Below are 12,182 nucleotides of genomic sequence, written 5' to 3' on the forward strand. Positions count from 1 at the left end.
GGGGGCAGCGGGTGCATCAAGCGAACTGGGAGGCATGCCGCAAATGTCTCATACGGCAGCCGCCGCCGACGCCTGCAGGCACCTGTACCGCATCCGTACCGCAACTGCACCGCACCCGCGCTGCGCATACGCTACATCTGCCGGGCGGCCTGCTTGACCAGCACCGGCTCGGCGCGGTAGCTGCCCGGGAACAGCTGCTTGAGCTGCTCCACCTTGGGCAGGTCGTTGATGACGATGTAGGGATGGCGCGGGTTCTCGGTCATGAAGTCCTGGTGGTAGTTCTCTGCAGGGAAGAAACTGGGCTTGTCTTCCAGCCGGGTGACGATGGGCTTGCCGAAGACCTTGGCGGCGTCCAGCTGGGCCACGTAGGCCTGGGCGGTCTTGAGCTGGGCCGCGTCGGTGGCGAAGATGGCCGAACGGTACTGCGTGCCCGTGTCCGGCCCCTGGCGGTTGAGCTGGGTCGGGTCATGGGCCACGGAAAAGTAGATCTGCAGCAGCTGGCCGTAGCTGACCTGGGCCGGGTCATAGGTGACCTCGACCGACTCCGCATGCCCGGTGCGGCCGCTGCTCACCGCCGAATACGAGGCCTGGGCCGCCGTGCCGCCGCTGTAGCCCGAGACGGCGCGCTGCACGCCCTTGACATGCTGGAACACGCCCTGCACGCCCCAGAAGCAGCCGCCCGCAAAGATGGCCTTTTGCGGGCCCTGGCCCGTGGCGGGCGCATCCTGCGCGGGTGGCGGAATGCGCACGGCCTGCTCGGCCGCTTGCAGGTGGCTGCCCTGCCACAGCAGGGCGCCGCCCAGCAGCACGGCGCTGCCGGTCAGTAGTTGAAGAAGGCCGCGGCGGCGGGGTGTGGCGGCGAGGGTGGAATCGTTGGTCATGGTGTCTCTCCGGTGAAAGTGAAGTGGCCAGGGATCAGCCAAAGGTGAAGGCATAGGCGGAGATGCCGGGGTCCAGGAATTCGATGCTGAAGGTGCGCTCGGCCGCGCCGCCGTCCTGGCGCACCAGCTGGTACAGGCGCTGCTCGGTCACGCTGCCGCTGCCGTCGGCGGCCACGTCCATGCCGCGCGAGGCGCCGGGCGCCTTGCCGTCGATCAGCACCTTGAAGCGCACGGGCTTGCCATCGCTGCCCGGGCCCAGCACCAGGTGCAGGTCGCGTGCCTGGAAGCGGTAGGTGATGCGGCCGGTGGCGCCGTCCAGCGTGGCGCTTTCCGGGCCCACCGTCCATTGGCCGCTCAGGCCCCAGGCGTTGAGCGGCAGGCGCTCGGGCGTGGCATAGGCGGTGGCCTGGTTGTGCACGGCGGCAGGCGTGGCGGCAAATTGCTCGGCGCGCTCATAGCCCAGGTAGGTCTCGTGCGAGCGCACGGCTGCCATGTCGGCGGCCTGCTGCACTCCCTTGGCCTGCACCTCGATCAGGCCCTGGTCCGCCTGCTTCGATCCGGCTTCCCGCAGCAGTTGCTGGATCACGCGCTCGGACTCGGCATAGCCGCCTTCGCCAAAGTGGTGGTGCCGGATGCGGCCCTGGGCGTCGATGAAGTAGTGGGCCGGCCAGTACTGGTTGTTGAAGGCGCGCCAGATCTTGTAGCCGTTGTCCACGGCCACGGGGTAGCCGATGCCCAGGTCCTTGATGGCCTTTTCCACGTTGGACAGCTTGCGCTCGAAGGCGAACTCCGGCGCATGCACGCCCACCACCACCAGGCCCTGGTCGCGGTACTTCTCGGCCCAGGCCTTCACATAGGGCAGGGTGCGCAGGCAGTTGATGCAGGAATAGGTCCAGAAATCCACCAGCACCACCTTGCCGCGCAGTTGTTCGGCCGTCAGCGGCGTGGAGTTGAGCCAGTCGGTGGCGCCGTCCAGCGCAGGGGCCAGCCCTTCGTCCGGCAGGGCGGCGCGGGACGGGCCGCCGGCCATGCGCATGGCGCCGCCTGCGGCCATCATGGCCGGGCCAGCACCCTCACCCCTGTCCACGGCGGCCATCATTGCGGGACCGGCCTGCATGGCCATGGCGCCACCCTCGGGCCTGCCGCCCAGGCGGTCCACCAGCCTTTGCTCCAGGCCGCCGGTGGAGGCCGTGGACACTTGCGCCAGCACGCCCGTGTCCAGCCCCAGCGCAATCGCGCCCACACCGGCCAGCATGGCAGCGCCCAGCCCGCGCCGCACCCATTCGCCCGCGCCCAGCATGCGCTTGAGCGCCGCAAACACCTTGCCGCCCAGCAGCAGGGCCGCCGCCATCGAGGTGGCCGCACCGGCCGCATAGGCCAGCAGCAGCAGGCTGGAGGTGGTGTTGGCGCCCTGCAGTGCAGCGCCCGTGAGGATCAGGCCCAGGATGGGGCCCGCGCAGGGCGCCCACAGCAGGCCCGTGGCCACGCCCAGCAGCAGCGAGGCGCCGGGGCGGGCGCCGCCGTCCGTGCCCTGGGCACGCTCGGAAAGGCGCGAGCCCGCCGCCACCAGCGGCCGCGTCAGCCGCTCGGACAGGCCGGGCCACAGCAGGGTCAGCGCAAACACGGCGACCAGGCCCAGGGCCAGCCAGCGGCCGTATTCATTGGCGGCCACCACCCAGCCGCCGCCCACGGCGGCCAGCGAGGCCACCAGGGCAAAGGTCAGCGCCATGCCCGCCAGCAGCGGCAGGCCGCTTTTGGCGAAGGGCTGGTCGGCGCGTGCAAAGACGAAGGGCAGCACCGGCAGGATGCAGGGGCTGACGATGGTCAGCACCCCGCCCAGATAGGCCAGGACGATCAGCAGCATGGCGTGGCTCCCGGGGTCAGGCAGGCTGGGGCGTGAACGTCAGGGACAGCCCGTTCATGCAGTAGCGCAGGCCCGTGGGCTTGGGGCCGTCGTCGAAGACATGGCCCAGGTGGCCGCCGCAGCGGCGGCAATGCACCTCGGTGCGCAGCATGCCGTAGGCGCGGTCCTGGCGCGTGGCCACGGCCTTGTCCAGCGGCTGCCAGAAGCTGGGCCAGCCCGTGCCGCTGTCGAACTTGGTCTTGGACGAGAACAGCGGCAGCGCGCAGCCCGCGCAGGCAAAGGTGCCGGCGCGGTGCTCCTTGTTCAGGGGGCTGGTGCCGGCGCGCTCCGTGCCTTCCTTGCGCAGGATCTGGTACTGCTCGGGCGTGAGCCGGGCACGCCACTCGGCGTCGCTGTAGCTCACCTCGAAGATTTCGCTGGAGGCGGCGGCCGGTGCGCTGCGCGGGAACAGGCTGGCCGCCAGCACGGCGGTGGTGCCGGCGCCTGCAGCCCACAGAAGATGGCGTCTGGTGGTCATGGTGTGCTCCTGAAGGTTCTTTGCGTCTGAAAACGATGCGATGCCAGTCAGGTTAGGGCGGCGGCCTCCCGAAGTCTTCACGCAGAGTTCAAAGATTCGTGATAACTCCCGGCCCCGGTATTGCGCACAATGGCAGCCACTCCCGCCACTTCCAGGAAACCGCATCCGATGACCGCCACGCGCCGCGTACTTCTCGTCGAGGACGACGCCCATATCGCCGATCTGCTCACGCTGCACCTGCGCGACGAAGGCCTGGAAGTCATGCACTGCGCGCGTGGCGACGACGGCCTGCGCCAGCTCGAACGCGGCGGCTGGGACGCGCTGGTGCTGGACATCATGCTGCCCGGCGTGGACGGCCTGGAGATCTGCCGCCGCGCCCGCGCCATGGCGCGCTACACGCCCATCATCATCATCAGCGCGCGCTCCAGCGAGGTGCAGCGCATCCTGGGCCTGGAGATCGGCGCCGACGACTACCTGGCCAAGCCGTTTTCCGTGCTGGAGCTGGTGGCGCGCGTCAAGGCGCTGCTGCGCCGCGTGGAGGCGCTGGCCCAGAATGCCCGGCTGGAGTCCGGCAGCCTGACCATCGCCGGCCTGGCCATGGACCCCGTGGCGCGCGATGCCCGGCTTCATGGTGCGCGGCTGGACCTGACCCCGCGCGAGTTCGACCTGCTGTACTTCTTTGCGCGCCAGCCCGGCAAGGTGTTCTCGCGCATGGACCTGCTCAATGCCGTCTGGGGCTACCAGCACGAGGGCTACGAGCACACCGTCAACACCCACATCAATCGCCTGCGCGCCAAGATCGAGGCCGACCCGGCCCAGCCCGCGCGCATCCTCACCGTCTGGGGGCGCGGCTACAAGTTCGCCGAAGCGGGTGAGGGCGCATGACCATGAAGCTGCGCCTGACACTGACCCAGCGCCTGTCCCTGGTCTTTGCCGTGCTGCTGCTGGTGTGCAGCGGCACCTCGGCCTGGATGCAGCTGCGCGCCAGCCGCATGCACGAGCTGGAAGTGGTGCAGGGCCTGTCGCGCGACGTGGCCGAAAGCATTGCGCGCGATGCCCAGCTGACCGACGCCAACGGCCTCATGCCCGGCGCCGTGCGCAGCTTCTTCAACCAGCTCATGCTGGTCAACCCCAGCGTGGAGGTCTACCTGCTGGACGCTGACGGCCGCATTGCCGGCCATGCCGCCCCCGATGGCCGCGTGCGCCGCGAGCGCGTGGACCTGGCGCCCGTGCACCGGCTGCTGGAAGGCGGCACCCTGCCCATCCTGGGCGACGACCCGCGCAGCGTCGAAGGCCGCAAGGTCTTCAGCGCGGCGCCGCTGCGCGTCAACGGAAAGGACGTGGGCTTCATCTATGTGGTGCTGCAGGGCGAGGCGCATGACCAGCTGGTGGCGCAGGGCTCGGCCAACTCGGTGCTCAGCACGGCGCTGTGGTCCATCGGCATGGTGGCGCTGCTGTGCCTGGTGGCGGGCCTGGTGGCCTTTGCGCTGATCACGCGGCCGCTGCGCCGGCTCACCGAAGAGGTGGCCGGTTTCGACATCCATGGCGCGCCCCCGGACCTGCCGGCCCCCCAGCCCGGCGCCGCACAGGACAGCCGTGACGAGATCGCCGTGCTGGACTCGGCCTACCGCCGCATGGTGGCGCGCATCGGCGAGCAGTGGCGGGCGCTCACGCGCCAGGACCAGGAGCGGCGCGAACTCATCGCCAACGTCTCGCACGACCTGCGCACGCCGCTGTCGTCCCTGCACGGCTACCTGGAAACGCTGCTGCTCAAGGACGCCGTGCTCGACGCCACCGAGCGCCGCCGCTACCTGGGCATTGCCCTGGCCCAGAGCCAGAAGGTGGGCGAGCTGGCGCAAAGCCTGTTCGAACTGGCGCGCCTGGAATACGGCTTTGTCCAGCCCGAGCCGGAGCCGTTTTCCATGCCCGACCTGGTGCAGGACGTGTTCCAGAAATTCGAGCTGCGTGCCGAAGCGCGCCAGGTGGCGCTGCGGGCCGACTTCCCGCCCCGCCTGCCCGTCGTCCAGGCCGACCTGGGCATGATCGAGCGCGTGCTGGGCAACCTGCTGGACAACGCGCTGCGCCACACGCCCGGCGGCGGCAGCATCCAGGTGGCGCTGGCGGCAGCGGGCAACGCGGTCGAAGTCACCGTGGCCGACACCGGCCCCGGCATCTCGGCCGATCTGCGCGAAGGCCTGTTCGAGCGCCCCTTCACCGTGGGCGGCGCCCGCCGCGGCGGCGGCCTGGGCCTGCGCATCGTCCACCGCATGCTGGAGCTGCACGGCTGCCGCATCGAACTGGTGGACCAGCCGGGGCAGGGGGCGAGCTTCCGGTTCGCGCTGCCTGCTGCCGTGCAGGCAACGGGCGCTGGCGCGCGGCCGCGCCAGGGCTGAGGCGGATCGTGGGTTACCCTTGTGCACAGCGCGCCCTTGAAGGCGCGGCATGCACAAGATCGTCAACTCGTTCCGAGGACCCACGCCATGTCAACGTCTGCCTCTCCCGTTCATCGCCTGCCTGCATGGGTGCCGCTGCGCTACACCACGTTCTGCCTGAGCCTGGTCAGCAGCGCGGGGCTGCTGTTGGCGGCGCTGGCGTGGGGCGGGCTGTGGTGGTGGCTGGGCTTTGGCGTGTGCGCCGCGCTGGCGCTGCTGGGGGTGAGGGACATGACCCAGGTGCACCATTCGGTGCTGCGCAACTACCCCATCATCGGCCACCTGCGGTTTCTGCTGGAGTTCATCCGGCCCGAGATGCGCCAGTACTTCATCGAGTCCGACCACGAGGCGCTGCCGTTCTCGCGCGCCCAGCGCTCCCTGGTCTACCAGCGCGCCAAGGGCGACCCGGACAGCCGGCCGCTGGGCACGCAGCTCAATGTCACGGCCCAGGGCTATGAATGGGTGAACCATTCCATGCAGCCGACCAAACTGGCCTCGCATGACTTCCGCATCACCATCGGCTGCACCGATGAAGGCACCTCGCCCTGCACCCAGCCCTACAGCGCCAGCATCTTCAACATCTCGGCCATGAGCTTCGGCGCGCTGTCGGCCAACGCCATCCTGGCGCTGAACAAGGGCGCGAAGATGGGCGGCTTTGCGCACGACACGGGCGAGGGCTCCATCAGCCAGCACCACCGCGTGCATGGCGGCGACCTGATCTGGGAAGTGGCCTCGGGCTACTTCGGTTGCCGCAATGACGATGGCACGTTCAACGAAGAGAAATTCATCGCCAACGCCACCGACCCGCAGGTCAAGCTCATCGAGATCAAGCTCAGCCAGGGCGCCAAGCCCGGCCACGGCGGCATGCTGCTGGGCGCCAAGGTCACCCCCGAGATCGCCGCCGCGCGCGGCGTGCCCGTGGGCGTGGACTGCATCAGCCCGTCCAGCCACAGCGCCTTCAGGACACCCGTGGAGATGATGCACTTCATCGCCCGGCTGCGCGAGAAGTCGGGCGGCAAGCCCACGGGCTTCAAGTTCTGCGTGGGCCATCCCTGGGAGTGGTTCGCCATCGTCAAGGCCATGCAGGAGACGGGCATCACGCCGGACTTCATCGTGGTCGATGGCGCCGAGGGCGGCACGGGCGCGGCGCCGGTGGAGTTCACCGACCATGTGGGCGTGCCGCTGCAGGAAGGGCTGCTGCTGGTGCACAACACGCTGATCGGCGTGGGCCTGCGCCACCGCATCAAGATCGGCGCGGCCGGCAAGGTGATCACGGCCTTCGACATCGCGCGCATGATGGCGCTGGGCGCCGACTGGTGCAACGCCGGGCGCGGCTTCATGATGGCCCTGGGCTGCATACAGGCGCAGAACTGCCATACCGGCCACTGCCCCACGGGCGTGGCCACGCAGGACGCGGCACGCCAGAAGGCCCTGGTCGTGCCCGACAAGGCCACGCGCGTGGCCAACTTCCACGACAAGACCCTGCATGCGCTGCTGGAGCTGGTGCAGGCGGCGGGCCTGGAGCACCCTTGCGACATCACGGCCCACCATATTGTTCGGCGCATCTCCGACACCGAGGTGCGCCAGCTCGCCAACCTGGTCCTGCGCGTGGAGCCCGGCGCGCTGCTGGGGCCGCTGGACAAGCAGCACAGCGTGTTCAAGCTCTACTGGCCGGGCGCCAGCGCCGACACCTTCCAGTTCGCGCCGCCCACGCTCAAGCCTTCGGCACCGCAGGCCAAGGCGCAGGCGGCAACCCAGGCTGCATAGAGACGCCGCGCAGAGACAGGCGCCACAGAACACAGCCGACTACAGGTTTTAACAACCCTCGGGGATAATGTGCCCCGAGAACTTGGTGCACAACTGTATTTTTCCGTGTAAATGAAAACTATTTTGGTTCGCATTGCAGCTGCTGTCTTCGGCGGCTATGCCTTCACCTGGGGCTTCATCGCCCTGGGCGTGGCGCTGATGTTTGCCGCCGGAATGGAGTTCCACGATGCCGAGCATCTGGGCTACATCCTCGGCTTCCTGGTGTTTCTGACGGTGTTTCTCTGGGCCTTTGCGGCGCAGAGCCTCCCGCGCGTCTGGGCCGTGCTGGCCGGTGGCGGCATCGTCATGACCGGCTGCGCATCGCTGCTCCAGCAGATGCTGCTGCCCTGATCCGGAGATCGCTTCCCATGTTCCAGAATTTCCGCCTTTCCATGGCCTGGCTGCATACCTGGTTCGGGCTGGTGCTCGGCTTCGTGCTCATGGCCGCCTTCTTCTTTGGCGCGCTGTCGGTGTTCGACCGAGAGATCGACCGCTGGGCCATTCCGGCCTCGCGCTTCGAGCCCACGCCCATGCCCTCGTACGACCAGATCCTCAAGCCGGTCTTCGAATCCATGCAGCCCAACGCCCAGGCGCGCGAGGCCATGCGCGGCGAGGTCAACGGCCCGCTGCCCGAGCGTTTCGACACGCCCCAGCGCTGGGGCGCCTACACCACGCACCGCGACCCGGTGCTGGGCTTGTTCGCCGGCTACGAAGTGGCCAACGCCAAGAAGCCCGAGACCCTGATCTGGGCCTTGCGCACCATCGACCCGCGCAATGGCGAGTCCCTGCCCGATGACCACCTGAAGATCGGCAGCCAGTTCTTCTACCCGCTGCACTACAGCCTGACGCTCGACTGGATGGGCCTTGGCTACTGGATCGTGGGCTTTGCCGCACTCATCATGCTGGTGGCACTGGTCAGCGGCGTGGTCATGCACCGCAAGATCTTCCGCGAGCTTTTCACCTTCCGTCCGAAGAAGGCCACCCAGCGCAGCGTGCTGGACCTGCACAACATGACGGGCGTGGTGGCGCTGCCCTTCCACTTCTTCTTCGCCTTCACGGGGCTGGTGATCTTTGCGGGCATCTACTTCCCCATCACCCACACCCAGCTGGAGCCCCTGCACGAGCTGCACGAAAAAATGGAGGCCGAGGAAACCGGCCTGCCGCACGACCGCTCCGGCGTGGCCGCGCCCGTGGCCTCGGTGGACGCCATGGTGGCCGAGGCCCGGCGCCGCTGGGCCGCCAAGGGCATGGCTGGCGACGTGGGCTTCCTGTCCGTCACCCATGTGGGCGATGCCAATGGCTACGTCAGCGTCTACCGCGCCGGCACCGACCGCATCGCGCTCACGGGCGAGGGCATCCACTTCAAGGCCAGCACCGGCGCCCTGCTGCGCGAAGATCCGCCGCGCACCGCCGTAGACAGCCTCAACACCTTCCTCACCGGCCTGCACCTGCAGCATTTTCGCCACTGGCTGCTGCGCTGGCTGTACGTGCTCGGTGGCCTGGCGGGCTGCGCCTGCATTGCCACCGGCTTTGTCTTCTTCGTGGAAAAGCGCAAGAAGCAGCACGCCAGGCAGGGCGTGCAGGGCGCGCGCGTGGTCGATGCCCTGGCGGTCACCACCGTCACCGGCATGCTGGTGGCGGCCCTGGGCATGCTGATTTCCAACCGCCTGCTGCCCGAGGCCATGCCCCAGGGCTGGCCGGGCCGGGGCGACATGGAGCGCTATTTCTTCTGGGCCGCCTGGCTGCTGGCCATGGCGCATGCCTTTGTGCGCAGCGGACCCGTGGCCCGGGGCCTGCCCAATCCCGCCTGGCGCGAGCAGTGCTGGGCCGTGGCCGCCATGGCCGTCACGGCCGTGCTGCTGAACTGGCTGACCACGGGCGACCACCTGCTCAAGACCCTGGGCGCGGGCTACTGGCCCGTGGCCGGCGTGGACTTGTTCATGCTGGCCAGTGCCGCGCTGGCCGTGGTGGTGGCGCGCAAGCTCAAGACGCGCGCAGCGCCCGCCATGTCCTCGCGCGCTGCGGAGGTGGCCCATGTCTGAGGGACTGATGGACGCACTGCTGCTGGCCGCCGCCTTTGCCGCCTCGCTGCTGGGCATGGGCTGGTTTGCGCTGGCCAAGGACGTGCACTGGGAGCAGGTGCACGGCGACATGCCCCAGCCCGATGGCAGGGGCAGGCTGCTGCGCTGGCTGGGTGCCTCGGGGCTGGCCGCCTCGCTGGGCCTGTGCCTGGCGGTGGACCATGCCTCCATGGCCTCCCTGGTCTGGATCATGACGCTGGCCGCCTCCGCCCTGGCCATTGCCTTCACGCTGACCTGGCGGCCTGGCTGGCTGCGCTGGCTGCCTGTCTGAGGTTCCTGCACAGATCCGTGCCCGTGGGGCAGGTTCAGGCCTGACTTTTTCTCATCCTGCGGCTCGCCAGACAAGCCACGCCACACAGCAATACCAGTACGCCGCCGGTACTCAGGCCGGGAATGGCCTGGACATTTCCGGGGCCGTTGCCCGTGCCTGGACCGGGGCCTGGGCCGGGAGGGGCGGCAGCGAGCACGTCGATGGACACGGACGCAGGTGCGGCAGCGCTTTGGTGCCCGTCGGATACCGTGAAAGCGAAGGCATCGGGCCCGGAGTACCCGGCCGCCGGCGTATAGACCAGCGTGCCCGTCTGGGGGTCGAATCCGCTGATGCCGCCGTGGCTGGGCCCGGCGGTGATCTCGAAGCGCAACGTGTCCGACTCGAAGTCCGTGCCAGCGAGGGTGATGGACAGCGCCGTATCCTGCGGGGTCGTGACGGCCTGCGGCAGCGCCACGGGGGCGGCGTTGGCCGCCATCGCGTTGGAAAAGCGCGAGGTGTCGCCGGTGGAGATCCGGGTGGCGGTCGCCGTGACGGCGGCCTGCTCGCCGGGCGGCATGGCGCCCTTGAACGCCAAAAGTGCACGGCCGGAGGCATCGGTGGTCACGGTCTGCATGCCCAGCAAAACCTTGCCGGCAGCGCGCTCCACCAGCCCGCCGGGCAGCCTGGGCGTCGAGAAGTACTCGATGCGCATGCTCTCGTTGGCGACGCTGTCCAGCGTGCCGGACAGGCCGTCGTGCGTCACCGTGAGCAGCACCGGCTCGGCAGCAGCTCCATTGGCCAGGCTGGTTCGTGCGATGCCTCCCTCGGTATTGCCGTAGATGGAATTGCCGAACATGGAGATGCCCTTGATTTCGTCCCCCCGCAATCCCACGCCGAACAGCCTGTTGTGCGCAATCACGTTGGCATGTGCCGCGTCGTCACCGCCGACCAGGGTGTCATGGGCCTTCTGAAAAAAGGAAACGCCTTCGCCGTTGGGCAGGGCGGTTCCCTGGGGACTGACGCCCACGTAGTTGCCCTGCACGAGGTTGTTCTTGCTGGCGCCCTGGAACTGTATGCCGGACGCCTTGCTGCCACCGACGATGTTTCCGCGCACGGTCACCTCGTCCGAATCCTTGATGACGATGCCCCATTCATTGGGCAGCATGGTGCTGGCATCCAGACTGGTTCCCACGATATTCCCGGCAATCAGGGTATTCGAGTTGCGTGCGCCGTAGTTTCCATTCAATTCAATGGCCGCTTCCTTGCTTCCGGCAACCAGGTTGCCGTCTTCAGGGCCTGTGCCAATGCGATTTCCGCCTTCCACTGAAAAGAATACGGCAATGCCTGGCCCATTGTTGGGAATCATGGCCGTGCCGGCTGCATTGGTCCCGACACGGTTTCGGGTCACCAGCGTGTTGGCGCCGGAAATGGAAATCGCGGAGGAACCACCGGTTTCCTTGACGTTGCCGGAGACGAGGTTGCTGTCGATCAGCGTGCCGGTAAATTCGGATGCCACGCTGATGCCGTTTCCCTGGTTTCCCAGGGCCACAGTGCCGGTGATATCGGTGCCTATGTAATTTCCCTGAATGATGTTTCCTGTACCGACGCCCGGCCAGGAAAGCGTTATTCCGGAATTTTCCGCCGTGGAAATGACATTTCGTCCGCCAACATCCAGATTCCCGAAGCGGTTGCGACTGCCGGAGGTGACAAAGATGTTGCTGCGATTGCCCAGGGCAACCGTTCCCGATGCGTCAACGCCAATATGGCAGCCCAGCACGGTGTTGCCGTCGCCGGTCACCGTCAGGGCCGTGTTGAAGTCGCCTATCGCCAGACCGCGCAACGTGACGCCGCCTTCCAGTTGAAATGCCGTGCCCATGCCGGGAAAGCCGGATCGCAGTGTGACCAGGGGGCGGCGTGGCGAGTGCTCCGCATAGCCGGGTTGGGTGCTGGCGTCCACTGTCAGTGATCTGGCCGGTGCAAGGGGCTGCATGAGCCTGCCATCCCAGCCGGCCTGGGTGGTGATGGTGTGTTCTCCCCCTGTGCCGATGCTGAACTCGATGCGGTTGTCGCCCCCCGTATTGCGGTGGGAATTTGCGTAGGCGATGGCGTCGCGCAGTGTGCACGGCCCAAGGCCGGTGCTGGCGCACGGTCCGACTTCGTCGGCATCACGGTCAACCACGACGGTCCATGCGTGGGCCGTGGCGATGCAGCCTTGCATCAGCATCGCCAGGGCGAGCAGGCGCAAGGGCCTGCTCGCCGCCGTGGGAGTGAATCGTTGCCTGTATATTGTCAGTGCCATTTTATCTTCCCTGGATGTGGCTGCCGGAATGCCTTCTGGACATTGCGCACAG

At 68.1% G+C, this 12,182-nt stretch carries 10 protein-coding genes; 6 read left to right on the forward strand and 4 right to left on the reverse strand.

What is annotated here, in order from left to right; translation table 11 throughout:
- Nucleotides 1-131: 131 nt before the first annotated feature.
- From msrA to msrB, 3 genes are read right to left on the reverse strand one after another with little or no spacing between them, the layout of a single operon-like run.
- Nucleotides 132-881 carry a peptide-methionine (S)-S-oxide reductase MsrA gene (msrA, locus tag A9976_RS12580; protein WP_183019288.1) on the reverse strand — a complete coding sequence of 250 codons (750 nt, stop codon included), beginning with the start codon at nucleotides 879-881 and terminating at the stop codon, nucleotides 132-134.
- Between the two features lie 34 nt (nucleotides 882-915).
- Nucleotides 916-2,745, reverse strand: coding sequence for a cytochrome c biogenesis protein DipZ (locus A9976_RS12585; protein WP_183019289.1), 1,830 nt, complete (start codon nucleotides 2,743-2,745; stop codon nucleotides 916-918).
- Between the two features lie 16 nt (nucleotides 2,746-2,761).
- Nucleotides 2,762-3,262, reverse strand: coding sequence for a peptide-methionine (R)-S-oxide reductase MsrB (gene msrB, locus A9976_RS12590; protein WP_183019290.1), 501 nt, complete (start codon nucleotides 3,260-3,262; stop codon nucleotides 2,762-2,764).
- 168 nt (nucleotides 3,263-3,430) lie between these two features.
- Here msrB and A9976_RS12595 point away from each other — a divergent pair, with 168 nt between their 5' ends.
- The 6 genes from A9976_RS12595 (at nucleotide 3,431) to A9976_RS12620 (ending at nucleotide 9,852) form a co-directional block, all read left to right on the forward strand.
- Nucleotides 3,431-4,147: a response regulator transcription factor gene (locus tag A9976_RS12595; RefSeq protein WP_012204915.1), complete on the forward strand. Its 717-nt coding sequence runs from the start codon at nucleotides 3,431-3,433 to the stop codon at nucleotides 4,145-4,147.
- 2 nt (nucleotides 4,148-4,149) lie between these two features.
- On the forward strand, nucleotides 4,150-5,655 hold the full coding sequence (locus A9976_RS12600) for a HAMP domain-containing sensor histidine kinase (protein ID WP_183019363.1): 1,506 nt from the start codon (nucleotides 4,150-4,152) through the stop codon (nucleotides 5,653-5,655).
- An 87-nt stretch (nucleotides 5,656-5,742) separates the two neighbouring features.
- Nucleotides 5,743-7,461: an FMN-binding glutamate synthase family protein gene (locus tag A9976_RS12605; RefSeq protein ID WP_183019291.1), complete on the forward strand. Its 1,719-nt coding sequence runs from the start codon at nucleotides 5,743-5,745 to the stop codon at nucleotides 7,459-7,461.
- Between the two features lie 111 nt (nucleotides 7,462-7,572).
- Nucleotides 7,573-7,851, forward strand: coding sequence for a hypothetical protein (locus A9976_RS12610; protein WP_016448165.1), 279 nt, complete (start codon nucleotides 7,573-7,575; stop codon nucleotides 7,849-7,851).
- A gap of 17 nt (nucleotides 7,852-7,868) precedes the next feature.
- Entirely contained in the window at nucleotides 7,869-9,542 is a 1,674-nt protein-coding gene (locus A9976_RS12615; protein WP_183019292.1) for a PepSY domain-containing protein, read from the forward strand.
- Nucleotides 9,535-9,852 (forward strand): DUF3325 domain-containing protein, encoded by a 318-nt coding sequence (locus A9976_RS12620; RefSeq protein WP_183019293.1) that lies wholly within the window; start codon nucleotides 9,535-9,537, stop codon nucleotides 9,850-9,852. The genes A9976_RS12615 and A9976_RS12620 overlap by 8 nt, the downstream gene beginning before the upstream one ends.
- A gap of 34 nt (nucleotides 9,853-9,886) precedes the next feature.
- Here A9976_RS12620 and A9976_RS12625 read toward each other — a convergent pair whose 3' ends face one another.
- Nucleotides 9,887-12,076 carry an Ig-like domain-containing protein gene (locus A9976_RS12625; RefSeq protein ID WP_259649197.1) on the reverse strand — a complete coding sequence of 730 codons (2,190 nt, stop codon included), beginning with the start codon at nucleotides 12,074-12,076 and terminating at the stop codon, nucleotides 9,887-9,889.
- Nucleotides 12,077-12,182 lie beyond the last annotated feature (106 nt).

The sequence above is a fragment of the Delftia sp. UME58 genome, assembly GCF_014170385.1.
Classification (GTDB): Bacteria; Pseudomonadota; Gammaproteobacteria; order Burkholderiales; family Burkholderiaceae_C; genus Comamonas; species Comamonas acidovorans.